Below are 26,727 nucleotides of genomic sequence, written 5' to 3'. Positions count from 1 at the left end.
TTAGGCCTCGTAATGGCCTGTTTGGTGCCACTTCCAGGCGTCTGCAATCATGGTGTCCAGGTCAGAGCGCTGTGGCGTCCAGCCCAGATCCGTGATCGCACGGGTGGACCCCGAAACCAGTTTGGTACAGTCTCCGGCCCGGCGTGGACCAGTATTGCAAGGCACGGGACGACCGGTGACAGCTGCGCCCCGGTCCATGACCTCGCGCACCGAAAAGCCGGTGCCCGTGCCCAGATTGAAGACCTGGCTGCCCTTGCCCTCCTGCAGCCATTTCAGGCCCAGAACATGTGCATCCACCAGATCACAGACATGCACATAGTCCCGAATGCAGGTGCCATCGGGGGTGTCATAATCGGTGCCAAAAATTGTCAAGGCGTCGCGCTTGCCATCAATGGCATCCAGCACCAACGGCACCAGATGAGTCTCGGGGCGATGAAATTCGCCCACCTCAGCCTCGGGATCGGCGCCAGCCACATTGAAATAGCGAAAAATCACTGACCGCAGCCCATGCGCAGCGCCAAAATCCTTGAGGATATCCTCAACCGCGCGTTTAGACGCCCCATAGGCGTTCAAAGGCAACTGCGGCGTGCTCTCATCAAGCACAACATTGTCATGCTCGCCATAGGTGGCGCAGGTAGAGGAGAACACAAAATCCAGACAGCCCGCAGCCACCGCAGCCTCAATCAAATTAAGCGAACCGCCCGTATTATTGGCCCAATAGCGCCCAGGCTCGCTCATGGCTTCGCCAACCTGGCTAAGGGCCGCAAAATGCATCACTGCAACAGGTTTATGCTTGGCAAAAACGTCATCCAGCCGGGCACGATCCTGTAAATCGCCCTGCTCAAAGGGGCCAAATTTTACTGCATCTTTCCAGCCCGTCACCAGGTTATCAAAGGTCACCGGGATATAGCCCGCAGCCTTTAGCGCCTTACAGGCATGCGAGCCGATATATCCGGCACCGCCGGTCACAAGAACAGTCTTCACGTCAAAAATGCCTTTCAAAGGTCTTTGTAAAAGGTAACCCTGCCCACCCGGCAGGGTCCAGATAAATTACTCTGCGGCCTTGTCGAGCTGTGTGACCTTGTGCAGGTGGGCCATCAGATCGTCGCGCAGCTCGGGGCGGGAGAGGGCAAAGGAGACGGTGGCCTGCAAGAAACCTGCCTTGGAACCGCAGTCATAGCGCTCGCCCTTGAAGCGGAAGCCATGGGTCGGCACCTCTGTGGCGATATCCTCGGCGATGGCATCGGTGAGCTGGATCTCGCCGCCCGCCCCCGATTTCATCTTGTTGAGATTGCGCAGTACTGAGGGCGACAGGATATAGCGGCCGATCACCGCCAGGTTTGAAGGCGCCTCAGCCGGATCGGGCTTTTCCACCATGCCCCGGGCGGCCACCACCGCGCCGGAGGTCTCGGCGCCTGCGCTGGGATCCAGCACCCCGTAAGAGGCGGTCTGCTCGGGGGAGACCTCCATAGTGGCGACCATATTGCCGCCCAGCTCCTCATAGGCTTCGACCATCTGCTGCAGGCAGGGTTTGTCGGCGGCGATGACATCATCGGGCAGGATCACCGCAAAGGGTTCATTGGCGATCAGGCGGCGCGCGCACCAGACCGCATGGCCCAGCCCCAGGGCGCGGCGCTGGCGCAGATAGGCAATAGCACCGCTGTCCATATTGGTGTCCTTGAGGATCTCCAAGAGCGCGTCCTTGCCCTTTTTGCGCAGCTCCTGTTCCAGCACGGGCGAGTGGTCAAAATAATCCTCCAAGGCGCCCTTGCCGCGGGAGGTGACAAAGATGAATTCCTTGATGCCGGCAGCCCGCGCCTCGTCGATGGCATATTGCACCAGCGGGCGGTCCACCAGGGTCATGATTTCCTTGGGCACCGATTTGGTCGCAGGCAGGAACCGGGTGCCAAGACCCGCAACCGGGAAAATCGCTTTTGTTACTTTTTTACGCATCGAATTTCTCACTCATCAACGTCCGAGGCCAAAACCAAGGAAAATTTATTCTTGCGCGAAAACAGCCATCAAAATGTACTGTTCAGCAGCAGAGCCAAGTTAGGGCCCTGCTCAGCGCTGCTCTCATAAAGGCAGGAAATGATCGTGTTCCTGCAATTACTTTACCCACAAATTACGCAGTTTTCATGACCTAGCTCAACTCTGCCCCCCTGATGTTTAGGAAAAGCACGCAGGCAAACAGGGGAATTTTGCCTAAATTTCGCCCATCTTAGTCATCATCGCCTCAATACGCGCCACATCTTCAGGATTGTTCAGCTCCCAGAACTCACGCCCGCGCGCTTCAACCTCTACACAGAGAATCTTGCGGCCATTCTCCAGAAAGCGCAGCTGCTCCAGTCCCTCGAGTTGCTCCAGGGGGCCAACCGGCCAACTGGGGTAGGCGGCCAGCGCATCGGGCCGATAGGCATAGACTCCGACATGATGGAAAACAGGTGTCAGCGCCGCACCGTCAAATCGTTCTGCACAAAAGGGAACCACCTCTTTGGAGAAATAAAGGCCGCTGTGATCCTGGCCAAAAACCGCCGTGGTGCCACCAACGCGGCCTTCTGCGCGATCCTGCAGCAGACTGTTGAGCGTGTCACCATCACATTGCAGAACCGGAGTCGCCAGCCCCATGCCTGGGGCAGCGCGCAATCCCGCCACCAGATCTTCGATAAACCAATGCGGCGTCAAAGGCGCGTCGCCTTGCAGGTTTACTACCACCTCATAAGTCCCGCCCAGCGCGGCATGGGCCTCGGCGCAGCGTTCGGTGCCATTGGCACAGCTTTCAGAGGTCATCACCACCTCGGCACCAAAGCCTTCCGCAGCGAGCCGGATACGATCGTCATCCGTTGCCACAACCACGCGATCAACACCCTGAACTGCGCAGGCCGCGCGCCAGGAGCGTTCAATCAATGTGCGCTTATCCCCCTTGGCCCCTGTGAGTTCCACAAGTGGTTTGCCAGGGTAACGGGTGGAGGCATAGCGGGCAGGAATGACGATCAGGACGGACATCAGGCTTCTTTCAACTCAACATCAGGCGCATAGGCAATAAAGAAGGGATTCGCATAATCTTCTTTGCCGTAAACCAGCGGCGAATGGTCATCAAAACGGACAACTTTGCCACCCGCGCCGGATAAGACCGCATGCCCAGCAGCTGTATCCCATTCCATGGTACGTCCAACGCGAGGGTAGATATCGGCCTCACCGGTGGCCACCAGGCAGAACTTCAAGGAAGAGCCCGCGCTTTTGCTGTCTTTGACACTATACTTGTTGATGTAGTCCTCAGTCGCCTGATCGCGATGCGATTTTGAGGCCACCACCATCAGTGCCGCATTGTCGCTTTTTGCGACGTTGATTGGGCTTGTGTCACCGATCACTACAGGATCAAAAGCGCCGGTTTCTTCCACAGCAGATCCATCAGCCAAAGTGAAGAACATACGGTTCTTGGCCGGTGCATAGACCACACCACGGGTTGGCACGCCTTTTTCAACCAGCGCAATATTCACGGTGAAATCGCCACGGCGGTGAATGAATTCTTTGGTGCCATCCAGAGGATCAACAATCAGGAATGTATCGCCACGTGTCTTATGCGATTCAGACTGCTCTTCGGTGACCAGCATCAGATCCGGAAAGGCGCTGCGCAGACCCGCTGAAATCAGCGCATCCGCGGCTTCATCTGCAGCCGTTACCGGGCTATCATCAGATTTAACCTTCACATCAAAATCGTCAGAATTATAAATTTCCATGATCTTGCCACCGGCTTCGATCGCCAGACGTCGGATCACCGGAATAAGCTCTTCGTAGGTCACGCCAGACACTCCCGCTCAAAAGGGTTAATTGAAAATTTTCCTCTGGCCCCTTATGCTGACTCGCAGGTGGATCATCAAGAAGTCCATTAGGTTATTGGCCAGTTCATTTGGCCTCAGTTCAGATTGCAGGCAAAATGTTTCAGGTCCGCACAGTAGAGACACGGTTTTCCAGCGCCATCTCATTGTCTGAGGTGGTGTTCCACTCCATCGTGCGCAGTGTCCGCTCAAAGCATAATAATGCGCTCATCGCCCTGGCTATGAATATCATGCAGGCGGTGATGTTTGTCGCTGTCTTCTACGCTATGTTTTCTATTCTTGGCATGCGCGGCTCTGCTATTCGCGGCGATTTTCTGCTCTATGTCATGTCCGGGATTTTTCTGTTTCTGACTCATACCAAAACCGTTGGCGCCGTTGCCGGAGCCGAAGGCCCGGCCAGCCCAATGATGCAGCATGCCCCCATGAACACCATGGTTGCGATTCTTTCAGCGGCGCTTGGCTCTCTATATATCCAAACGATTTCCCTGTTCCTGATCCTCTTTGTCTACCATGTGGCCTTCACGCCTCTGGAGATCGAACAGCCCATTCAAGCCTATGGCATGGTCCTTCTGTCCTGGGTCACAGGTGCTGCGGTTGGGCTGGTGTTTTTGGTGCTGAAACCCTGGTCCCCAGGTGTTGTCGGCATCATGACCACAATCTATCAACGTGCCAATATGATTGCCTCAGGCAAGATGTTTCTGGCCAATACCCTGCCGACTTTCATGCTCAAAATGTTTGACTGGAACCCACTGTTTCACTGCATTGATCAGGCGCGCGGCTTTGTCTTCATCAACTACAACCCACACTACAGCAGCTGGCAATATGCCGCCTGGGTAGCGCTGGGGTTGGTGATGATTGGCCTGATGGGAGAATTCTACACCAGACGCCGCGTTTCGATCAGCTGGAATGCACGTCGCTAATCTGTATCTCTTATTAACTGTGCATCGCTCTTTAGGTCACCACCCGCAGCGTCAAGTTAATGCGCCCCCCCTTGGGCAGCAGTCGCGATGATTGGAACCGGATCCGGTCCACCCCGTGATAGGCCAGCCGCGCCGCGCCGCCCATGACCACCACATCGCCAGAGTTGAGCCAGATACTATCCGTTTTACCACCACGCTGGGTGTCGCCCATGCGAAACAGCCCGTCATCGCCCAGGCTGATCGACACCACAGGAAAGGAAAAGTCCGCCTCATCCTTGTCCTGATGCAGCCCCATTTTGGCATCCGGACCAAAATAATTCAGCAGACAAGAATCCGGTTGCCGCTGCAAACCCGTAACCTCGTGCCAAAGCGCCAGCAGGCTGTCAGGGATTGCAGGCCAGCCCATGCCCTTGGGGTGTTTTTCGACGTAGCGGTAGCCGGTCTCATCTGCGATCCAACCGAATTTCCCTGCCGATGTCATACGCACCGACAATTTCCTTCCCCCCGGCGCAGTAGGAGAGAACAGCGGCGCGGTCCGTAAGATTGGCCGCAGGACCTCGATCAGCGCGCGCTGTGAGGCCAGATCCAGATAGCCCTTGTGGATTTCAAATCCACGCAATCGCAACAAGCTCATGGCGATTATTCCATTCTTAACTACATCACATGCAAAAAAGCGCACTGAATCGCATTTCTCGGTGCGTTCTGGCGCTTGCAGGGTCAATTTCTGCTCCCTATATACGCCGTGACGCAGTGAGGTGCAGACCCCGCTGCAACAAAATCGGGGCCTGGATGCCACAACGGGTTCAGGCCGCGGGTAATCGCCTTAGTAAGTAAAGGGATCAAAATGAGCAAAGTTATCGGGATTGACCTCGGAACAACCAACTCCTGTATTGCGATCATGGACGGCTCGCAGCCGCGCGTTGTAGAAAACGCCGAAGGTGCGCGCACCACGCCCTCTATCGTCGCCTTCACCGACGATGAGCGTCTGGTTGGCCAAGCCGCCAAGCGTCAGGCCGTTACCAACCCAGACAACACCATCTTTGGCGTCAAGCGCCTGATCGGTCGCCGGTTTGATGATGCAGACCTGGCAAAAGACAAAAAGAACCTGCCGTTTGAGCTGATCAGCGGTGGCAATGGCGATGCATGGGTCAAAGCTAAGGATGAGAAATACTCTCCTTCGCAGATCTCCGCCTTTATCCTCGGCAAAATGAAAGAAACCGCAGAGTCCTATCTGGGTGAAGATGTCACTCAGGCGGTGATTACGGTTCCTGCCTATTTCAATGACGCCCAGCGTCAGGCCACCAAAGACGCCGGCAAGATCGCCGGTCTCGAAGTGCTGCGCATCATCAACGAGCCAACAGCCGCGGCCCTGGCCTATGGTCTGGACAAAGAAGAAACCCAGACCATCGCGGTATATGACCTTGGTGGTGGTACTTTTGATGTGACCATCCTGGAAATCGACGACGGTCTGTTTGAGGTGAAATCCACCAACGGCGATACCTTCCTCGGCGGTGAAGACTTTGACATGCGAATCGTCAACTACCTGGCGGGCGAGTTCAAAAAAGAACACGGCGTTGATCTGACCAAAGACAAAATGGCCCTGCAGCGTCTGAAAGAAGCCGCTGAGAAAGCCAAGATCGAACTGTCTTCTTCCAGCCAGACCGAAATCAACCAGCCCTTCATCTCGATGGATCCCTCCTCGGGCCAGCCACTGCACATGGTCATCAAAATGACCCGTGCCAAGCTGGAAAGCCTGGTCAACGACCTGATCAAAGCCTCGATGAAGCCCTGTGCTGCGGCACTGAAAGACGCCGGTCTGTCGGCCTCGGACATCGACGAAGTCGTTCTGGTTGGTGGTATGACCCGGATGCCAAAAGTGATCGAAGAGGTCACCAAATTCTTTGGCAAAGAGCCCCACAAGGGTGTGAACCCCGATGAAGTGGTTGCCATGGGTGCCGCCATTCAGGCCGGCGTTCTGCAGGGCGACGTGAAAGACGTTGTTCTGCTCGACGTAACCCCTCTGTCGCTGGGTATTGAAACCCTGGGCGGTGTCTTCACCCGCCTGATCGACCGCAACACCACCATCCCGACCAAAAAGTCTCAGGTCTTCTCGACCGCCGAAGACAACCAGTCGGCTGTGACCATCCGGGTTTTCCAGGGTGAGCGCGAAATGGCGGCGGACAACAAGATGCTGGGCCAGTTCAACCTCGAAGAGATCCCACCAGCGCCACGTGGCCTGCCACAGATCGAAGTGACCTTTGACATCGACGCCAACGGCATCGTCTCGGTTTCGGCCAAGGACAAAGGTACTGGCAAAGAGCAGGTTATCACCATCCAGGCTTCTGGTGGCCTGTCCGACGCTGACATCGACCAGATGGTCAAAGACGCGGAAGACAACGCAGAAGCGGATAAAGAACGTCGCGAGCTGATCGAAGCGCGGAACCAGGCCGAAAGCCTGATCCACTCCACCGAAAAGCACGTGGAAGAGCACGGCGACAAAGTGGATCCTTCCACTGTCGAAGCCATCGAGCTGGCCCTGGCCGCGCTGCGTGACGACCTGGAAGGCGACAATGCCAATGCCGAAAAGATCAAGGCAGGCATTCAGAACGTCACCGAGGCCTCCATGCGTCTGGGTGAAGCCATCTACAAGGCTGCCCAGGAAGAGGCGGGCGATGAGCCTACCGCTGCTGATGAAGGTGCCGCTCCCGGTGACGACGACATCGTCGACGCCGAATTCGAAGATCTGGACGGCGACAAGCGCTAAGGTCTGAACACTTGGCCACGGCGGGCCGGTCCGACCACGGACCGGCTCGTTGTCGTTGAGGCAGCAGGGGTAAACCGATGTCGAAACGTGACTATTACGAGACTCTCGGAGTGGCCAAAGGGGCCAGCGCCGATGAGATTAAAAAGGGCTTTCGCAAGAAGGCCAAAGAACTACATCCAGATCGCAACAGCGACAATCCGGATGCCGAAGCACAGTTCAAAGAGGCCAACGAGGCCTATGAGGTCCTGAAAGACGCTGAGAAAAAGGCGGCCTATGACCGTTTTGGGCATGCCGCTTTTGAAAACGGCATGGGCGGCGGTGGCGGCCAGCGTGGCGGGCATCCCGGTGGTGGCGATTTCTCCTCTGCCTTCTCCGATGTCTTTGACGATCTGTTTGGCGACTTCATGGGCGGACGCAGTCAGGCCGGCGGCGGGCGTCAGCGCGCCTCGCGCGGGGCAGATCTGCGCTACAACCTGCGTGTTTCGCTGGAAGAAGCCTTCTCGGGCCTGCACAAGACCATCAAGGTGCCCACCTCGGTCTCCTGTACCGCCTGTGACGGTTCCGGTGCCGAAGGCGGTGTGGAGCCCACCACCTGTCCGACCTGTTCCGGCATGGGCAAGGTTCGCGCGCAACAGGGTTTCTTTACCGTGGAACGCAGCTGCCCAACCTGTTCCGGTCTGGGTCAGATCATCAAGAACCCGTGTAAGACCTGCCATGGTCATGGCCGGATCGAAAAAGACCGCTCCCTGTCGGTGAATATCCCCGCTGGCGTGGAAACCGGCACCCGTATTCGCCTGGCTGGCGAAGGCGAGGCAGGCCTGCGCGGTGGACCTCCGGGTGATCTCTACATCTTTGTAGAGGTCTCCTCCCACGATCTGTTTGAACGCGACGGCAACAATCTATATTGCCGCGTGCCCGTCTCCATGGCCAAGGCCGCGCTGGGTGGCGCCATTGAGGTGCCCACCATCGACGGTGGCCGTGGCCGCGTGCAGATCCCCGAAGGTAGCCAGTCCGGTCGTCAGATGCGTCTACGCAGCAAGGGCATGCCTGCGCTGCGCGGCGGCGGCGTTGGCGACATGTTCATCGAATTGGCCGTCGAAACTCCGGTCAATCTGACCGCCCGGCAAAAAGAGATCATGCGCGAATTCGAGGACCTGTCGGAAGACAACACCAACCCCGAATCCCGTAGCTTCTTTTCCTCGGTCAAAGGCTTCTGGGACGGCATGAAGGGGTGAGGCGCATCTAGGAAACGATCAAGTGGATCGTTTCAGCGCCGAACGGGCAGAGCCCAGGCAGCTTATGCCCAAAAGAACACGACAGATTAAAAACTAACGGAAGACGCCCTAATTTGGGGCGTCTTCTTGTGTGGGACACCTCCTAATGTCGAAAATCTGTGGCGGCCAGAAGATGGCAATGAAACCTTGATGGAAATCTTGAACAGGGTCTCCTCAAAAAGGGATCCGGCTATTGATCAGGTTTTTGGGGATGGCGGAGCAAAGCCACCATGGGTGATCAATCCAGGCTACGAGCGGGCGTCTATGGGTTGGCGCATGGGAAGTGGTGAGGACTTTATGGTGAGTTTCCGAACATGGTTCTCTCGCCTGTCTCAGGATGAACAGCACAGGTTTGAAAGAGATTTCCCAGAACCTAAAGGCTGGAATGGCTTCTACAATTCGGTTCGACAAAACAGTCGTTAACACGCACAGTCTTTTGTGATCCGGCGCTTGAGTTCGCCTTTGGTCCGCTACCTCAGCACAAAAAAGTTCCAATTTGGGCGCTTTTCTTTTGCCCGCCGCCAATTCCTGTCTAGCCTTCAACCACTCGTACCTTTTGGGAAGAGGCATCAAATGGCACGCAACAAGGCAGGCGCCACCGGTACTCTGCCGCTATTTTCAGACGAAGTTCTAGCGCAGGAGGCACCGCCTTCTGCCGCACTGCGACCTGCGCGCTTGCCTTCATACATCAAGGACCACCGCCTGCGCCTGCGCCAACGCTTTCGTGAGGGCGGGGCAGCCGCGATGCCGGATTACGAACTGCTGGAGCTGGTGCTGTTCCGCTCATTACCGCGGCAGGATGTCAAACCCCTGGCCCATCAGCTGCTGCAACAGTTTGGCGATTTCGCCCGCGTCGTAAGTGCACGCCCCGAACGACTGGCCCAAATCAAAGGCGTCGGTGAGGCGCTGATTACCGATCTCAAGGTACTCGAGGCCGCAGCACAGCGTATGGCGCGGGCAAAGGTGATGCAGCGGCAGGTGATCTCCAGCTGGGACGCGCTGCTGGATTACTGCCACACGGTGATGGCCCATCGCAGCCTGGAACATTTCCGGGTGTTGTTTCTCGACCGCAAGAACTGCCTCATCGCTGATGAGGAACAGGCCCGTGGTACTGTTGATCACGTGCCGGTCTACCCCCGCGAGGTGGCGAAACGGGCGCTGGATCTCAATGCCAGCGCTCTCATCCTGGTGCACAACCATCCTTCAGGCGATCCGACGCCCTCAGCCAGTGACATCGACATGACTGGGCGAATCAATCAGGCGCTTACGCCGCTGGGAGTTACCCTGCATGACCACCTGATCATTGGCAGCGATGCTGAGCTCAGCTTCCGCTCCGAAGGCCTGTTGTAGCTGCCACAGCAGCCAAGGGCGCAACTGCGCCGCGTCAGCGGCGCCAGGCCCAAAGCGCTTTGTCTCATCTGTGATGAGGCCAAAAGCTGCGGGAGCTCCCCCTTAACGGCGTAGCTCAGTGGCCGGGCGACAGACCAAGGGGGCCATAGGCTATTGCACCCAAACCTCAACCCGGCGGTTGACCTGACGGCCCCAATCACTGTCATCGCAGGCCATGGGCAGCGCCTCGCCAAAGGCATCCACCTGGACGTCAACCCGCGCAACACTGCCCGCCTCGGCGGTAGCGAGCACCGCATCGCGGACGCCCTGCGCGCGCTTCAATGCAATTGCCCGGTTCCCCGATGCAGCACCATCCCCATCGGAGAACCCAACAAAATTGAGCACCTTGCCATCATACAGTCCGGTTTCAAGCGCCCGCGCCAATTGCTCGATATTGCTACGCGACTGCGCATCCGGACGGGCAGAGCCTGCCTCAAACCGAAAAGAAGTAGTCAAGCGGCGAAACCCGGTTAACCTTTTGACCAGACGTTGCAATTCTTCCAGTTTCACCTCTGGCCCCGCTGCCAAAATCGCATTGCTCAGCCGATCACCCTGGGCGTTCATCGAGATTCGCTCTGGCGCCTGGTCAACGAACCCGGCGCGACGGATCACGATCTGCGCACCAGGGCCTCGCGCATAGGCGAGAAAATCTCGCGCCACCTTGGCCAGGCGGCGCTGCGGCAGATAAAGAAACATTGGCGCTGTCAGCGGGTAATCCTCGGTCTTGATGCCCCGTCGATTGGCCCGCAGCGAAAACCCACAGCTCCCCGTCAGCGTCAGCATCCGGGCCGTGCCGGTGTTGGAGAAACTGCTGATGCCAATCGCAAAAGGATCTGTTGCCACCCGCCGCACCAAAGTCGTGCCACGTTCATGATAGCGTAAATCCTGGGTCAACTGCTTTCCGGATGCCGCCAGAACGCGATCTGCAAAACCCTGGGTCAAACCGGAGGTCTCCAAAGGCATATGCACAGTGATTGGTGCATCAGGCCCGCCAAGCGCTTGCCAGTTGGTGATTGCGCCAGAAAAGACCCCTGCCAGATCCGGGATCGAGATCCGCGTAACCGGGTTTTCAGGTGAGACCACAGGCACCATGGCGTCCAGCGCTACAATCCGGCTGCGCGTCGCCGCTGTCATATCACCCAAGCCAGCAGCCCTGGCCAAAGTCTGTTCCGTGGCACGGATTTCGCGCCGTGCCATGACAATATCAGCCTGCTGTGCGATCAGATCAGCAAAGCCCACATCGGTTGAACTGACCAGAAAGGAAAACCGTGCGACTGGTCGCCCCTCACCCTGCAACAAGATATACTCAAAGTTGCCCTTCGGCAGGGGATCACGTCGGGTTTTATACCCATTGCGCAGGGCAAAACCCTCGATCAGTGCCGGCAGCAGCACTTCCGCCATATTTGCCGAACCCGAGAGGGTCACCTCGGCAACAAAATCTGACAGGCTAGGACAACCCGGTCCTTCGCAGCTGACCCCTGACCCATCAAGAGTCAATTCGCCGAACTTGGTATCAACCCGATAGAATTCTCCGTCAAACCCCAAGAGATTGCCAGAAATCTCAACCGCACCATCCGGTGAGGACAGGGTGACATCCTGAGCTCGCCCAATAGTCGCGGGGACAAAAAGGAAAAGTGCGGCGCAGATCGCCGCACGAAAATTGACCATTTGAATTCCTGAGTTAACCGCAGATCACTTGGCTGCGATTTTCAGGTTTTCTACCAGATTATTCAACACCAGAAAATCACCTGAGGCGCTGCAATCAGGCATGTTGAGAACCAAATCCCGTGTTTGCACCCGCCCCTGCACAACGCGCAGGCTCTGAGCAGCTATTTCACGGCCACAATTGATCTGCGTAATCTCTGCCTCAACACTGATTTCGATGAGGCCGGCCTCGACCGGAGCGCTACTGACATCCCGTTGAAAGCTGTAGATCTCCGCCAAGCGTGGCGCCAGCTGTTGGGGATCACCGAGCCGCACCAGGTGTCCAACGCTCTTCTGTGCAGGGTCTGCCCCATGCCAGACGTGACCCTGTTCGCCATATTGAGCCCCAAACTCACGGGCATGTATTTCAAAGCCACTATTCCCGCCCCATTGCAGAACCACCCGGTCCACTTGTGCCATATCTGGCACCTTGACCTGGGCTACGGCACCAATCATCGTCTCTGTCAGGGGCGAAAGGCTGACAGGCTCGACAATAAAGGTAGCCGTTTCCGACAGCGCGGGGATAATCAGGTCCAGCTGCCCCTTTGCGTCCAGCGTCTCTGTCACCATCATACCCTGGTGGTGCAGAGTAACCCGTTCCTTGCCCCGACAGGGCGCGGTGACCTGAAGCTGTACCAAAGCCCCCGGCAGAGCCGTTCCTCGCACCTGCATCGCACAGGGTTCAGGGACCAAGGTGGGCTCGACGGAGGCCGCTTCCTGCGCCTCGACGAGGGCAGGTTTAGCCGATGTCAGTGTGATTTTTTCAATGGCAACCGGGCTGGCCAAAGCAGGTTCCTGTGGCAATGCAACCCCGGTCTGTTCAGACAGCTGATCTTCATTCACTGCTGCAGACCCAGTGGCTGAGGGCTGCATAAAGAAACCAATTCCCAAGGCGCAGGCCGCAGTGGCTGCGCTAATCAGAACGATACGTTTATCCAGCATATCTACCCTCCAAGCACCCGTTTCAAAACCTATTTCGGGCTATTACAACTGACGCCCAAAAGGAGGCCGGTTTATGACCACCCCTTGATAAGATTCAGGCATTTATTCTCAATTTGACCGAATGCATCGCAGGTTCCTGCTTTGCCCCGGAGGTGAACTCACGCCAATGGGTAGCCAAAAAGAATTAACCCCGACCAAAGGCCGGGGCTATTTATGCATTGTTTATGTTCTGAACCGCCGTGGGCCCCTGATCAGGCCAATCGTCCGTGACAGTGTTTGAACTTTTTGCCAGAACCGCAGGGGCACTTGTCATTGCGGGATGGGTTTCCCCAGGTCGAAGGATCATCCTCAACGAATCCAGGAGCCGCCTCCTCTGGATTGGCTTGAGGTTCTGCAGGAGTCCCTCCCAGTGCCATCTGCTGCATAGCTGCCTGACGTGCGGCCATTTCCGCAAGCATCTTCTGCTGCTCTTCATCTGTCATCGGACGGACACGGCTCAGTTGCTGGGTCACATCTTCCCGCAGCGAATCGAGCATGGATTCAAACAGCTGGAAACTCTCATTCTTGTACTCGTTCAGCGGATCCCGTTGGGCGTAGCCACGGAAACTCACAACGGAACGCAGATGTTCCAGCGTCAACAGATGCTCGCGCCATTTGGCGTCGATGGTCTGCAAAAGCACCTGCTTTTCGATGTTGCGCATGCTTTCAGGACCAAAGGCCCCGGTCTTTTCTGCCATCATCTGATTGGCAGCCTCGCCCAGACGTTCAGACATCTGCTCATCATCGACGCCCTCTTCCGCGGCCCATTCGGCGACCGGTGCATCCATGCTCAGTTTTTCCAGAACGGCAGCGTGCAAGCCTTCGATGTCCCACTGATCCGCATAGGTTTTGGGCGGCATATACTGGTCAATCAGCTCGTCGATGACCTCGTCGCGCATGTCTCCTACGATTTCAGACAGATCCTCAGCCGCCATAATTTCACGGCGCTGGCCAAAGATCACCTTACGCTGGTCGTTCATCACATCATCAAATTTGAGCACGTTCTTGCGCATGTCAAAGTTGCGACCTTCAACCTTTGCCTGGGCGCGCTCCAGCGATTTATTCACCCAAGGGTGAATGATCGCTTCGCCTTCCTTCATGCCAAGGCTCGACAGAACCTTGTCCAGACGCTCGGAGCCAAAGATCCGCATCAGATCATCTTCGAGGCTGAGATAGAAGCAGGTCCGCCCGGGATCCCCCTGACGACCAGACCGGCCACGTAGCTGGTTATCAATACGGCGGCTCTCATGGCGTTCAGAAGCCATCACGCATAGACCACCGGCCTCGAGAACCTTTTTCTTCTCTTCTGCGTGTTTTGCCTCTTCTTCGGCCCGTAAGGCCACCGGATCAGCGTCGGGGTTCGCCTCAAGCGCGGCCATCACGATCATATCAACATTGCCGCCCAGCTGAATGTCGGTCCCCCGACCCGCCATATTGGTGGCGATGGTGACAGCGCCAAGCCGCCCGGCATCCGCAACGATCTGGGCTTCCTGTTCGTGGTGACGGGCGTTCAGCACGTTGTGCTTGATCCCTTCCTTCTGCAGCATCATGCTCAGCAGTTCAGATTTCTCGATCGAAGTGGTTCCCAGTAGAACCGGCTGCCCCTTGGCATGGGCGATCTTGGCCTCTTCTACCATCGCCTGGAATTTTTCAGCCGCCGTGCGGTAAACCCGGTCATCCTGATCTTCCCGCGCGATGGGTTTGTTTGTGGGGACTTCGACCACGCCGAGACCGTAGATCTCAGCAAATTCCTCAGCCTCGGTTAGGGCGGTCCCGGTCATACCCGAAAGCTTGTCATAGAGACGGAAATAGTTCTGGAAGGTCACAGAGGCCAGGGTGGTGTTTTCTGGCTGGATAGTGACCGCTTCCTTGGCCTCAATCGCCTGATGCAAGCCCTCCGACAGGCGGCGGCCTGCCATCATCCGGCCGGTGAATTCATCAATAAGCACCACCTCACCATCGCGCACGATATAGTCCTTGTCGCGCAAAAAGAGCTTATGCGCCCGCAGAGCTGAGTTCACGTGGTGCACCACTGTGGTGCTTTCGGGATCATATAAGGAGGCCTCTGCCTCCAGCAGACCGTGCTCGCGCAGGGTCTGTTCCAGGAAGTCGTTGCCTTCCTCGGTGAAGGTCACACCACGGGTTTTTTCGTCAATTTCGTAGTGCTCTTCAGACAAAAGAGGAATTATCTTGTCGATGGTGATATAGAGTTCCGAACGATCCTCGGCTGGGCCAGAGATGATCAGCGGTGTCCGCGCTTCGTCGATCAAGATCGAGTCGACCTCATCCACGATGGCAAAGTTGTGTTGCTTTTGGAAAACTTGATCCAGGCTGGGCTTCATGTTGTCGCGCAGATAGTCAAAGCCAAGTTCGTTATTGGTGGCGTAGGTGACATCGCAGCCATAGGCCGCCATCTTTTCATCATCAGGTTGCCCCGACCAGATCACACCTGTTGTCATGCCAAGCGCATCAAAAACCTTGCTCATCCATTCGGAGTCACGTTTGGCCAGGTATTCGTTCACCGTCACAACATGTACGCCGCGTCCAGTCAGCGCATTCAGATAGGCAGGAAAAGTCGCCACAAGGGTTTTCCCCTCGCCCGTCTTCATCTCGGAGATGTTACCCTGGTGCAGGAAGATCCCGCCCATCAACTGGGTGTCAAAGGCCCGCAGCCCCAGGGCGCGGCGTGCGCCTTCGCGCACATTGGCAAAGGCCTCCGGCAGCAGGGCATCGAGGTTTTCCCCCTCCAGCGCCCGCTTGCGCAGCTCAGTTGTTTTCTCTTTGAGACCCTCGTCGCTGAGTTTCTCGAACGTTTCTTCCAGCGCATTGATCTGTGCAACCAATGGCCGTGTCGCCTTGATTTTGCGGTCGTTCGGTGTCCCGAAAACCTTTTTGGCGAGTGTTCCGATACCCAGCATGTGTTCTCCAACGATCCTCTTCGTGGTCCTTGTGATAGGCAGGCTTGCCCGTCGTGTTCGCAACCCATAAACAATGGTGGAAACGACGGTCCTGCTCTGGACCTATTTGGGATGTAAGGGGCAGGAAAATAAGTGTCAACGCCGCGCCCCTTTGCGGCCCGGGAATAGGAAGAATACAATGCGTAAAGGTCTCACTTTTTTGCAAGGTACAGCGCTGGCCGTTTTTATGGCGCTCCCCCTGCCTGCCTTGGCCGCGCCACATGCCAATACCGTGATCGCCACCGTCAACGGAGAAGAGATCACGCTGGGTCACATGATCATGGCCCGCGACAGCCTGCCCGACCAGTATAAGCAGTTGCCTGATGATGTGCTCTACAATGCAATTCTTGATCAATTGGTGCAGCAGACTGCGCTGAAACAAGAGCTTCACGGTGGCGTACCCCATTACGTGAAGCTGGCGGTTGAGAACGAAATGCGTGCTCTGCTGGCCGCCAATGTCATCGAAACGGTGATGAAGTCCGCCAGCGACGAAGAGGCCGTGCGCCAGGCATATGAGGATAAATACTCGGACGGCGACGGTGGTGATGAGTTCAACGCGGCGCATATCCTGGTTGAAACCCAGGAAGATGCGCTGGAAATCAAATCCGAACTAGATACCGGCGCTGATTTCTCCATCATGGCCAAAGAGCGTTCCACGGGCCCCTCTGGCCCCAATGGCGGCGATCTGGGCTGGTTTACCAGGGGCCGGATGGTGCCCGAATTCGAAGCCGCCGTTCTGGACCTGCGGGCTGGAGAAATCTCTGCTCCGGTTGAAACCCAATTTGGCTGGCATCTCATCTTGCTAAAAGAACGTCGTAAAACCGCCGCCCCGGCCTTTGAAGAAGTCCGCGAGACCCTCAGCCAGGAACTTCAAAATGCAGCTGTTGAAGCCCGCGTCAGCGATCTGACCGCCGCCGCTATCATCGAACGTCCTGAAATTGACGATCTCGATCCCGCGATTCTGCGCGATCTAAGCTTGGTAAGGAACTAAAGATGGGCGATAGCCTTCCCCGGTCGCCGTTGGCACCCTCCGCTTTTCCGCAACTGCCGGTGATCAGGGGTCTGCGCCTGTGTGCCGGTGCCGCCGGGGTTAAATACCAGGGCCGCAACGATGTGATGCTCGCTGTTATGGATCCCGGGACCACCGTTGCCGGCACATTCACCCGCTCCAAAACCCGTTCCGCGCCGGTACGCGATTGCCAGGAGAAACTGGGCGGTGACAGCGCGGCTGGCGCCGCCATTCTGGTGAACTCAGGCAATTCCAACGCCTTTACAGGCCATTACGGTCAAACCTCGGTTGCGGAGATTTGCGCCGCCGTCGCTGACATCACCGGACTGCCCCAAGCGCGTATCTTTACAGCCTCTACCGGCGTTATTGGCGAGCCCCTCCCCCATGAGCGCATCATCGCGCAGATCAAAGATCTGAACGCAGGCCTAGAGGCGGGCGCGCTAGAGGCCGCCGCAGAGGCCATCATGACCACAGACACCTTTGCCAAAGGTGCCTCTGCCGAGGTGACAATCGGGGGGGCGACCGTATCCATTGCAGGTATCGCCAAGGGCTCAGGCATGATCGCCCCGGATATGGCCACCATGCTGGTCTATATCTTTACCGATGCAAAGCTGCCGCAAGAAGCCTTGCAGGGAGAACTGAGCCGTCTTTGCAATCGCAGCTTCAACTGTATCACCGTAGACAGCGACACCTCCACCTCAGACAGTCTGATGCTTTGTGCCACAGGTGCTTCGGGCGTGAATGTCTCCGACAGTGCCGAATTCTCTCACGCTTTGGAAGCCGTGATGCTGGACCTGGCGCACCAGGTTGTGCGCGACGGTGAAGGCGCGACTAAGTTTGTCGAGATCCAGATCACCGGCGCAGTGGATGACGCGGAGGCCAAGGTCCACGGGCTCGCCATCGCCAACTCCCCGTTGGTTAAAACAGCGATCGCCGGCGAAGATCCCAATTGGGGCCGTGTCGTGATGGCGATCGGAAAATCCGGAGCCGAAGCTGACCGTGATCTGTTGTCGATTTCCTTTGGCGATGTTTTGGTCGCTGAAATGGGCTGGGTCTCGCCAAAGTACCGCGAAGAGGACGGCGCAGCCCAGATGACTCAGGACGAGATCACACTCAAAGTGGATCTGGGGCTGGGCAGCGGCAGCTGCACAGTCTGGACCTGCGACCTCACCCACCAATACATCACAATCAATGCAGATTACCGCTCATGAAAACCGTATTGGTCTCAGCCGTTGCGCTGATTGATGTTGAAGGGCGTGTGCTGCTGGCGCAACGCCCCGAGGGTAAATCCATGGCCGGACTCTGGGAGTTTCCCGGCGGCAAAATCGAACCAGGTGAAACCCCGGAGGCGGCACTGATCCGCGAGTTGCAGGAAGAACTGGGCATCGACACTTGGTCTTCGTGTCTGGCGCCGCTTACCTTTGCCAGCCACAGCTATGAAGCCTTTCATCTGCTGATGCCCCTGTTCGCCTGCCGAAAATGGGAGGGCATACCCCAAGCCCGGGAGGGGCAGACCCTAAAATGGGTGCGCCCGCAAGACCTGCGCGATTACCCAATGCCTGCGGCCGATATTCCGCTGATCCCAATACTGCGTGACTGGCTGTAGGCCCAACTGAAAATGCGGAACACTAAAAGGATCTCCGGCTTGCAGCTTGAGGTCCTTTTTTGGTTACCAGAAATCTGACAAACGGAAACATCTCAGCCTAAATACTGTTACAATTTGCCCGCTTTTCACCGGGAAAATTTGGGACGCGCGACTAACGCCAAGGCATCCAAAAAATGAGCGCAAAAAGTCGAGATTTTTCTAAAAATGATTCTTTGGCGAATCACTGGAAACCTTTTGTTAACCATTTTGGCAGAAATTGGGCGCAGGCACTATTTGGCCAACCATCACACACTAATACTGGATGGATCTTTTAAACGGCTCCTGTTCTCCCCCGGATGCCGACAGGAGATCCTCGGCAGTTTTATACAGGCAATACCTATCGAGTCAGTCACTGCGCTGCGAACATAAGATCTCAAATGATCACCGCTTGTCGCACTGCACTCGAAAGACCACCACTCACTCGCAGAACCGGGGCAGCCAATGGCTGCCCCACCTGCGTGACTCTTTTGGTTAGCGGTGCCGATACCATCGAGACGAGACAATACCGAGGACAGCACCGGTATCCCAAAGCGTGGCTTTCCCCACGCTGTCGTTCGCGGCAAGATGTAAGTGTAGCATCCACCCCGGCCTGAGAGAGCTGTCCCCCCCTGTGCTATCCGGTGTCGGGATGAACGCTACACGAATCCCCGTCGCGCCCTCTATTGGGGGGCGCAAAACAAAAAGCCCCGGCACAACGACCGGGGCTTTTTTATGGGTTCAGGATCTTACCGGTTAGTCGAGGCTACGCTCAACTTCCTGACGCTCGAAGATCTCGATAACATCGTCGGCGCGGATGTCTTCGTAGTTCTCAAAGGCCATACCGCATTCCTGACCAGATTGAACTTCGGCAACCTCGTCCTTGAAACGCTTCAGGGTCTTCAGCGTACCTTCGTGGATCACCACGTTGTCACGCAGCAAGCGCACACCAGCGGAGCGGCGGGCCACCCCTTCGGTAACCAGACAGCCAGCAACCTTGCCAACATTGGAAACCTTGAAGACATCCTTGATCTGGGCGTAGCCAATAAAGGTCTCTTTGATTTCAGCGCTGAGCAGACCAGAAGCGGCCTTCTTCACATCGTCGACCAGATCGTAGATCACCGAATAATAGCGGATCTCGACGCCCTTTTGGTTGGCTGTGTTACGTGCCGAGGTATTGGCACGCACGTTAAAGCCCATGACAGGTGCGCCGGAGGCTTCTGCCAGCGCGATGTCCGTTTCAGTGATGGCACCAACACCAGAATGCAGAACCCGCACGCGGACTTCTTCGTTGCCGATTTTTTCCATCGCTTGAACGATCGCCTCAGCAGACCCCTGCACATCAGCCTTAACCAGAATAGGCAGCTCAGAGACGGTTTCGTCGTCTTTGGCCTTCTGCATCAGCTGTTCCAGAGTTGTCGCAGCACCAGCGGCAGCACGTTTGTCCTTGGCAGCCTGGGCACGGTATTCGGCGATTTCTCGCGCCTGTGCTTCTGTCTCGGTCACGTTCAACACGTCACCCGCTTCGGGAGTGCCGTTGAGACCCAGAACCTCCACAGGAACCGAAGGACCAGCTTCCTGAACACGTTCGCCTTTGTCGTTGATCAGCGCACGGACCTTACCGTACTGCTCACCCACAACAAAGATATCACCCTGACGCAGTGTCCCGTTCTGAACCAGAACAGTGGCAACGGGGCCGCGGCCCACGTCCAGCTGCGCCTCAATCACGGCACCCTGAGCAGCACGATCAGGGTTGGCTTTCAGTTCCAGAATTTCAGACTGCAGCGCGATGGCTTCCAGAAGTTGATCCAGACCCTGACCGGTGTGGGCAGAAACCTCGACGTCCTGAACTTCACCAGACATGGCTTCCACGATAACTTCGTGTTGCAACAGATCGGTGCGCACCTTCATGGGATCCGCAGCAGGTTTGTCGCATTTGTTGATCGCAACAATCATCGGAACTTCGGCAGCCTTGGCATGCGCAATCGCTTCGATTGTCTGTGGCATCACAGCATCGTCCGCCGCCACAACCAGTACCACGATATCCGTTACCTGGGCACCACGAGAGCGCATGGAGGTAAAGGCCGCGTGGCCAGGGGTGTCGAGGAAGCTCAGCACAGTGCCGCTTTCGGTGGTGACCTGATAGGCACCAATGTGCTGGGTAATACCACCGGCCTCGCCGGCCACAACACGGGCGTTGCGGATCGCATCGAGAATCGAGGTTTTACCGTGGTCAACGTGCCCCATGATGGTGATCACAGGAGGACGGGGTTTCAGATCTTCGTCTTTGTCTTCGACTTCGTTGATCACGTCTTCGACGTCAGCATCGGAAACACGGACAACCTTGTGGCCAAATTCTTCGATGATCAGTTCCGCAGTATCGGCGTCGATGGTCTGGTTCTGAGTGACCATCATACCCATTTGCATCAGCGACTTCACAACTGCGCCAACACGTTCGGACATCCGGTTAGCCAGCTCCGAGACAAGGATCGCCTCTGGCAGCTGTACTTCGCGCAGAACCTTTTCGCGCTCAACCGTGCCACCCATTGCTTTTTGGCGGGCACGCTCTTGCTTACGCTTCATCGAGGCCATGGAGCGGTGACGGTTACCCGCACCACCTGTGGCCTGACCCAGTGTCAGCTTGCCGGAACGACGGTTGTCGTCGCCGGTGCGGGCTTTAGCACTGCGGCCACGTTCTTCGCGCTCACGATCGGATTTGCGAGGTGTTTGCGCTGGTGCCGGTTTAGAGGCTGGGTTGTTGCGTGGCGCGACGGTCTCGGCAGGCGCAGCTTTTTTGGCGGCAGGCTCAGCAGCACGTTTGGCGGCCTCTGCAGCTTCACGCTTCTTGCGCTCTTCCTCTTCGGCCTTTTGACGGGCTTTTTCTTCCGCTTCGCGCTGCTCGCGTTCCTTGGCCTCAGCCTCGGCACGACGACGGGCACGCTCTTCTTCGCGGGCTTTCTCTTCAGCAGCACGCTTTGCCGCGTCTTCGGCCTCACGAGCCTTAGCAGCCTGCAACGCCTTCAGGCGGCGGCTCATCTCTGCATCGGTAATCCCTGCGGGGCGGCGCGAACCGTCAGTTGCAGGCGCGGCATTGCCGCCCTTGTTGCCACCCGGCTTGGGCACCACAACGCGTTTGCGCTTGGTTTCCACCACGACATTCTTGGTCCGCCCGTGGCTAAAGCTCTGTTTTACGTTCCCAGGCCGGGAACCGCCGCCACGCAGACCCAAGGTCTTTTTGCCGTCACTATCGCTCATAAAGCTCTTTATCCTTCTGTGCGGCCGCTGCCGCCCACCATTTCACGCAAACCCTGCAACCGTTGCGCCTCGTCTACAACACGTTTGCTGAGTCCACCAGAGGCGAGCGCCGCATGTATCATAGTTTGACGCCCAAATGCCATCCCCAGCTCATCCGCAGTGAGACATCCGATAAAACTTCCCCGATGCGGGGTACTCAATTTCGATTTGCCGCGCCCTGATCCATCACTTGCTTGAATCAGAACTGTAGCATGTTCTTTACCTAGCCAATCCTTGACTTTCTCATACCCACCAACAGCCTGACCCGATTTGCGGGCCAGACTTAGCAGATCCACCAAACGGCGCAGCGTCTGACGCTCCACCTCATCCGACAGATCCTCAGGCAGGGTCACCGGCGCCTTGAACCCGCGGGCAAAGAGTTTCTTCTTTACCGCCAGATCCAGTGCTTCACGGCTGGCGGTCACATAAACCCCGCGCCCTGGCAATTTGCCAAAGATATCGGGTACCACCTGAGCCTCAGGCCCCATCACAAATCGAATCAGACCCTGCTTTGGCTGGATCTCACCAGTCGCAATACATTTGCGTTCCGGCCCATCGTCGTGATTTTTGCTGGCGCCACCGCGACCCATGCTCACTCTCTCCTACTCGGAAACCCGAGGCTTACGCCTCGGCTTCCTCTTCATCACCTTCGACAGGTTCTTCTGCACCGTCCTCGGCACCAATCAGATCATCAGGATCCACCCAGCCCAGCATAACGCGCGCGGTCATGACCAGTTCTTGGGCCTCTTCGAGGCTCATGCCAAAGGGTTCCAGAATACCGTCATCCTTGATCCGCTCACCATTATCGTTGGTCCAGCCACCAGCCAGTTCCCAATCCGCGCAGGTCGCGAAATCTTCCAGGGTCAGGATTTCATCCTTGGCCAGGGCCTCAACCATCGGCGGTGTCAAGCCATCGAACTGAATCAAGCTATCCTCGGCGCCCAGCGCGCGTGCCGCATCAATGGCGGCCTTTGCCTTGGCTTCAAGGAAATCACGGGCACGGGCCTGCAATTCTTCGGCTGTACCGTCATCAACACCGTCGATGACAGTCAGCTCGTCCAGCTCAACATAGGCAACCTCTTCCAGGTTGGTGAAGCCTTCGGAAACCAGCAGCTGGGCAAAGAACTCGTCCAGATCCAGAGTTTCCATGAACAAGCCTGTGCGCGCTTCGAATTCCTTCTGGCGGCGGGCCGACTCTTCTTCTTCGGTCATGATGTCGATGTCGAGACCGGTCAGTTGCGAGGCCAGGCGCACGTTCTGACCCCGGCGACCAATCGCCAAGCTCAGCTGCTCTTCGGGCACCACAACTTCGATCTTACCGGCTTCTTCATCCAGAACAACTTTTGACACTTCGGCAGGCTGCAGCGCGTTAACCAGGAAGGTTGGCTGATCATCATTCCAAGGAATGATGTCGATCTTTTCACCCTGCAGTTCGTTCACAACAGCCTGAACACGGCTGCCGCGCATACCCACACAGGCGCCAACCGGATCGATCGAGCCGTCATTCGAGATCACGGCAATCTTGGCGCGCGAACCGGGGTCCCGGGCTACGGCCTTGATTTGGATGATACCATCATAGATTTCAGGAACTTCCATCTTGAACAGCTCGGCCATGAACTCTGGCGCGGTCCGGCTGAGGAAGATCTGCGGGCCACGGGGTTCGCGGCGCACATCCTTGATGTAGCAACGGATGCGGTCATTGGGGCGATAGCTTTCACGACCAATTTTCTCGTTGCGACGCAGGATGCCTTCACCAGCGCCTACATCGACGATGACATTGCCGTATTCCTCGCGTTTGACCAATGCGTTGATGATGGTGCCTGCGCGATCCTGGAACTCTTCAAATTGACGATCACGTTCCGCTTCGCGCACCCGCTGCAGGATAACCTGTTTAGCAGATTGTGCCGCGATCCGACCCATTTCCACCGGGGGGACTTCTTCGACAAAGGTGTCACCAACCGCAGGGTTTGCCATATACTGCTTGGCCTGCTCGACGGTCATTTCGGCCTGGTAGTTTTCCAGCGCCTCATCCTCAACAACCGAACGCACACGGGTAAAGGTCGCCTTGCCGGTCTTGCGGTCGATCGACACGCGAATATCCATCTCGCTGCCGTAGCGGCTCTTGGCGGCACGGGCGAGGCTTTCTTCCATCGCATCAACCACCAGACCGGGGTCGATCATCTTTTCGCGCGCCACGGCTTCGGCAGTTTGCAACAGCTCTAGCTGGTTTGCAGAGGTGATAGCCATTACTTGTTCTCCTCTTCGGACCCTTCGGCCTCGATCTCGTCGAATGCGTCTTCGTTTAATGTGCCGGCAGCTTTGCGCTGGCGCAGCATTTCCGTGATCAGATCATCAGTCAAAACCAGCTTGGCATCTGAAAGCCAATCAAATTTCAGACCAATGGTAACAGTCTTGCCCTGATCTTCGATATTGATCAGAACTTCGTCCTCTTCGGTGCCCGCCAGTTCACCCTTAAAGCGGCGGCGGCCACCAACCAACTCATCGGTTTCCAGCTTGGCCTCATAGCCTTCAAACATGTCAAAGTCTTTCAACCGGGTCAGTGGCCGGTCGATACCAGGGCTGGAAACCTCCAGCGTATAGGCATCCAGAATTGGGTCCTCAACATCCAGTGTGGCGCTCACCGCACTGGAGACGACGGCGCAGTCATCAACCTCGATACCGCCCTCAGGCTTATCCGCCATGATCTGCAGCGTCGTGGTCTTGCCGGACATCAGGCGAATGCGCACCAGCTCATAGCCGAGATCCTCAATCACCGGGATAAGGATTTCGGCAAGGCGGCGATCTATCGCGGCTTTGGCAATCAAGTCGTTGGTCATTTAGCTTCCCACAATCGGGTTGGCCACAATCGGGTTGGGCGGTGGATTTGGCGTCCCTTGGGACACAAAAAAACGGGCGCGCGGCCCGTTGAACTAATCCGGAGGTGTCTTGAACCAGAGCCCAACACGCCGCTGTTGAAAAGCCATATACGCCCCTTGTTACGAATCTGCAAGCCTTGTGTTGCCAAGTGTTGCAACGACCCAGGTTGCAGCGCGTCAGTCCTAAATCCGCAGCCAGTCTGCGGGTCCGCCAAGCGCCAGGTCAGCTATGGTCACAGACGCCACCACCGTTCAGCGATACGGCCATCGTCCAGGGCGGATTGTTGTCCCACCACCCGGGGAATGCCCACATCGGATCGGGTGGCCAGGGCCATATCCTCGGCTGAGGGGTGATACAGAAAACCGCCGCGCTTCAACAATTCGGCTGGTTGCGGCAGAGCAGCCACATCGACAAAACCATCGCGCAGGGCCTCAGCCCGCACAGCAGCGTCAGGAATGACAATCACCTCCAGGCTGTCGATCCAACCCGCCTGACCATCCTTGTAGTGGCCGACAACCTTACTGGCGCGAAAATGGCGATCGGTCTGGGCGCGTTCCACCTGATAGCAACCGCTTCCCACCAACGTTGCCAGTGGCAGGTCCACCGCTCCCTGGGGTGCGATCGCATACCCCTGGCTGGCAAGCAAATAGGGTAAATGCGGGTTCGGTTGGGTCAGTTGGATTTCAACCTGATACGGCGCCAGCGAAGTGACCGACATGTGAACATCGCCCGCAACGCAACGCCCCTGTAGCGAAGCCACAACATCTGCGGCCTGCAGGGCCGTACCATCATGGAAGGACACATCCTGGCGTAACTCGAACCGCCAGGTCTGTGCGGCGTCACGGCTTTCCCAGGCAGAGGCCAGCTCCGCACGCAGCAGCCCATCCGGGGCAATCTCGGTCAGGCAATCCAACACTGCTCCCCGCGCGACCAGGTCCAACAACCCGCTTTCCCGCGGCAACGCCAAACGCAGTGCCCCCCCAGCCCGTGGCGAGGCCGAAAGCGAGGTGCCAGTGGCGGCCAGCAGGGCAGCTGCGGCACCAGAGGTAAAAAGCGCGCGTCGGTCGATACGGGTCAAGGCAACAGTTCCCCTGCAATGCGGTCCATGGCCAGCACCAGCTCTGCGCTGATTCCCGGCTCTGACAGAGCATGCCCTGCATTGCGTACCATGATCAATTCCGCATTTGGCCACAACTCATTCAGCTTATAGGCCGAAACGGGCGGGCAAATCATATCATAGCGCCCCTGCACGATGGTGCCGGGAATATGCGAGATACGGCCCATATTGGCCAGAATCTGCCCATCAAAATCGAGAAAGCCGCGATGGGTGAAGTAGTGGTTCTCCAATCGCGCAAAGGCACGGGCGTAATCACCAGGGCCCTCAACCGAGGTTCCATTGGAATGAATCGAGGCCAGCGCATTTTCCCAGGCAGACCAGCTGCGGCCAAGCGCCACCTCTTCGGACCGGTTTCCAGAAAACAACCGCTTGTTATAGGCTGCAATCAGGTCACCACGCTCAGCTTCGGGAATGGGGGCGACGAACTTGGCCCAGGGTTCCGGCCAAAATCGGCCTGCACCACCGCCGTAGAACCAGTCCAGTTCCGCAGCCGTCATCAGAAACACGCCGCGCAAAACGAGCTGCATCGCGCGCTCCGGGTGAGTCTGCGCATAAATCAGCGATAAGGTCGCGCCCCAGCTGCCGCCAAAAACAACCCAGCGGTCAATCTCAAGCTGCCTGCGGATTTCCTCCATATCGGCAACCAGATGCCAGGTGGTGTTGTCCTCGCAGGAGGCATGTGGCTGTGACCTACCACATCCCCGCTGATCAAACAGAATGATCCGGTAGATAAGAGGATCAAAGTAGCGCCGCATCGCCGGGCTGCTGCCGCCGCCTGGCCCCCCATGGCAGACCACCACAGGGATACCGCGCGGATTCCCAGACTGTTCGACATAGATCTTGTGACCCTGCCCCACTTCGAGCATCCGCTGGTCAAAAGTATCAAGCGGGGGATAAAGATAATGCACTGCGCGCTTTTGATCCGTGAATTTGTCCATTACTGACCTAGATGACATCATAGTTTACAAAAGAACATACGGA

22 protein-coding genes are annotated in these 26,727 nt (G+C 57.1%); 8 read left to right on the top strand and 14 right to left on the bottom strand.

Annotated features, from left to right (window positions below; all coding sequences use genetic code 11):
• From galE to cysQ, 4 genes are all read right to left on the bottom strand, one after another.
• Positions 1-984 carry a UDP-glucose 4-epimerase GalE gene (gene galE / locus MED193_RS13720; RefSeq protein WP_039966892.1) on the bottom strand — a complete coding sequence of 328 codons (984 nt, stop codon included), beginning with the start codon at positions 982-984 and terminating at the stop codon, positions 1-3.
• A gap of 66 nt (positions 985-1,050) precedes the next feature.
• Positions 1,051-1,953, bottom strand: coding sequence for a UTP--glucose-1-phosphate uridylyltransferase (locus MED193_RS13715; protein WP_009810336.1), 903 nt, complete (start codon positions 1,951-1,953; stop codon positions 1,051-1,053).
• Between the two features lie 252 nt (positions 1,954-2,205).
• Positions 2,206-3,006 (bottom strand): 3-deoxy-manno-octulosonate cytidylyltransferase, encoded by an 801-nt coding sequence (locus MED193_RS13710; RefSeq protein WP_009810335.1) that lies wholly within the window; start codon positions 3,004-3,006, stop codon positions 2,206-2,208.
• Positions 3,006-3,803, bottom strand: coding sequence for a 3'(2'),5'-bisphosphate nucleotidase CysQ (cysQ, locus tag MED193_RS13705; protein WP_039966891.1), 798 nt, complete (start codon positions 3,801-3,803; stop codon positions 3,006-3,008). The genes MED193_RS13710 and cysQ overlap by 1 nt, the downstream gene beginning before the upstream one ends.
• Positions 3,804-3,937: 134 nt before the next feature.
• Between cysQ and MED193_RS13700 the strand changes: the two genes are divergently transcribed.
• Positions 3,938-4,759: an ABC transporter permease gene (locus tag MED193_RS13700; protein WP_039966890.1), complete on the top strand. Its 822-nt coding sequence runs from the start codon at positions 3,938-3,940 to the stop codon at positions 4,757-4,759.
• 31 nt (positions 4,760-4,790) lie between these two features.
• On the opposite strand, the gene MED193_RS13695 is transcribed toward MED193_RS13700, so the two are convergent.
• Entirely contained in the window at positions 4,791-5,393 is a 603-nt protein-coding gene (locus MED193_RS13695) for an alpha-ketoglutarate-dependent dioxygenase AlkB (RefSeq protein ID WP_009810332.1), read from the bottom strand.
• 210 nt (positions 5,394-5,603) lie between these two features.
• Here MED193_RS13695 and dnaK point away from each other — a divergent pair, with 210 nt between their 5' ends.
• From dnaK to radC, 4 genes are all read left to right on the top strand, one after another.
• The gene (gene dnaK / locus MED193_RS13690; protein ID WP_009810331.1) at positions 5,604-7,523 is read left to right on the top strand and encodes a molecular chaperone DnaK; all 1,920 of its coding nucleotides are present in this window, start codon (positions 5,604-5,606) and stop codon (positions 7,521-7,523) included.
• 77 nt (positions 7,524-7,600) lie between these two features.
• The gene (gene dnaJ / locus MED193_RS13685; RefSeq protein WP_009810330.1) at positions 7,601-8,758 is read left to right on the top strand and encodes a molecular chaperone DnaJ; all 1,158 of its coding nucleotides are present in this window, start codon (positions 7,601-7,603) and stop codon (positions 8,756-8,758) included.
• Between the two features lie 189 nt (positions 8,759-8,947).
• A complete protein-coding gene (locus tag MED193_RS13680) occupies positions 8,948-9,220 on the top strand; it encodes a hypothetical protein (protein WP_039966194.1) in 273 nt (90 codons plus the stop codon).
• 150 nt (positions 9,221-9,370) lie between these two features.
• Positions 9,371-10,147: a DNA repair protein RadC gene (gene radC / locus MED193_RS13675; RefSeq protein ID WP_009810329.1), complete on the top strand. Its 777-nt coding sequence runs from the start codon at positions 9,371-9,373 to the stop codon at positions 10,145-10,147.
• Between the two features lie 150 nt (positions 10,148-10,297).
• Here radC and MED193_RS13670 read toward each other — a convergent pair whose 3' ends face one another.
• The 3 genes from MED193_RS13670 to secA form a co-directional block, all read right to left on the bottom strand.
• On the bottom strand, positions 10,298-11,854 hold the full coding sequence (locus tag MED193_RS13670) for a phosphate ABC transporter substrate-binding/OmpA family protein (RefSeq protein ID WP_009810328.1): 1,557 nt from the start codon (positions 11,852-11,854) through the stop codon (positions 10,298-10,300).
• Between the two features lie 24 nt (positions 11,855-11,878).
• The gene (locus tag MED193_RS13665; RefSeq protein ID WP_009810327.1) at positions 11,879-12,832 is read right to left on the bottom strand and encodes a hypothetical protein; all 954 of its coding nucleotides are present in this window, start codon (positions 12,830-12,832) and stop codon (positions 11,879-11,881) included.
• 251 nt (positions 12,833-13,083) lie between these two features.
• On the bottom strand, positions 13,084-15,789 hold the full coding sequence (gene secA, locus MED193_RS13660; protein WP_009810326.1) for a preprotein translocase subunit SecA: 2,706 nt from the start codon (positions 15,787-15,789) through the stop codon (positions 13,084-13,086).
• A gap of 178 nt (positions 15,790-15,967) precedes the next feature.
• Here secA and MED193_RS13655 point away from each other — a divergent pair, with 178 nt between their 5' ends.
• The 3 genes from MED193_RS13655 to mutT are packed head-to-tail and all read left to right on the top strand — an operon-like array spanning position 15,968 to position 18,443.
• A complete protein-coding gene (locus MED193_RS13655; protein WP_009810325.1) occupies positions 15,968-16,819 on the top strand; it encodes a peptidylprolyl isomerase in 852 nt (283 codons plus the stop codon).
• Between the two features lie 2 nt (positions 16,820-16,821).
• Positions 16,822-18,048: a bifunctional glutamate N-acetyltransferase/amino-acid acetyltransferase ArgJ gene (gene argJ / locus MED193_RS13650; RefSeq protein ID WP_009810324.1), complete on the top strand. Its 1,227-nt coding sequence runs from the start codon at positions 16,822-16,824 to the stop codon at positions 18,046-18,048.
• Positions 18,045-18,443: an 8-oxo-dGTP diphosphatase MutT gene (mutT, locus tag MED193_RS13645; RefSeq protein WP_009810323.1), complete on the top strand. Its 399-nt coding sequence runs from the start codon at positions 18,045-18,047 to the stop codon at positions 18,441-18,443. Before argJ ends, mutT begins: the two co-directional genes overlap by 4 nt.
• Before the next feature lie 771 nt (positions 18,444-19,214).
• Here the strand turns inward: mutT and infB are convergent.
• The 6 genes from infB to pip form a co-directional block, all read right to left on the bottom strand.
• Entirely contained in the window at positions 19,215-21,713 is a 2,499-nt protein-coding gene (infB, locus tag MED193_RS13640; protein ID WP_009810322.1) for a translation initiation factor IF-2, read from the bottom strand.
• Between the two features lie 8 nt (positions 21,714-21,721).
• Positions 21,722-22,342, bottom strand: coding sequence for an RNA-binding protein (locus tag MED193_RS13635; RefSeq protein WP_009810321.1), 621 nt, complete (start codon positions 22,340-22,342; stop codon positions 21,722-21,724).
• Positions 22,343-22,373: 31 nt separating this feature from the next.
• On the bottom strand, positions 22,374-23,999 hold the full coding sequence (gene nusA / locus MED193_RS13630) for a transcription termination factor NusA (protein ID WP_009810320.1): 1,626 nt from the start codon (positions 23,997-23,999) through the stop codon (positions 22,374-22,376).
• Positions 23,999-24,589: a ribosome maturation factor RimP gene (gene rimP, locus MED193_RS13625; RefSeq protein WP_009810319.1), complete on the bottom strand. Its 591-nt coding sequence runs from the start codon at positions 24,587-24,589 to the stop codon at positions 23,999-24,001. Before rimP ends, nusA begins: the two co-directional genes overlap by 1 nt.
• A 272-nt stretch (positions 24,590-24,861) precedes the next feature.
• Positions 24,862-25,707, bottom strand: a complete 846-nt coding sequence (locus MED193_RS13620; protein WP_009810318.1) for an ABC transporter substrate-binding protein — start codon at positions 25,705-25,707, stop codon at positions 24,862-24,864.
• A complete protein-coding gene (gene pip / locus MED193_RS13615; RefSeq protein WP_009810317.1) occupies positions 25,704-26,684 on the bottom strand; it encodes a prolyl aminopeptidase in 981 nt (326 codons plus the stop codon). The genes MED193_RS13620 and pip overlap by 4 nt, the downstream gene beginning before the upstream one ends.
• Between the last annotated feature and the right edge of the window lie 43 nt (positions 26,685-26,727).

It is taken from the genome of Roseobacter sp. MED193 (assembly GCF_000152965.1).
Taxonomy (GTDB): Bacteria; Pseudomonadota; Alphaproteobacteria; order Rhodobacterales; family Rhodobacteraceae; genus Pseudophaeobacter.
The sequence above is the reverse complement of the archived record's forward strand: the minus strand, read 5'-3'. Positions and strand labels throughout refer to the sequence as shown.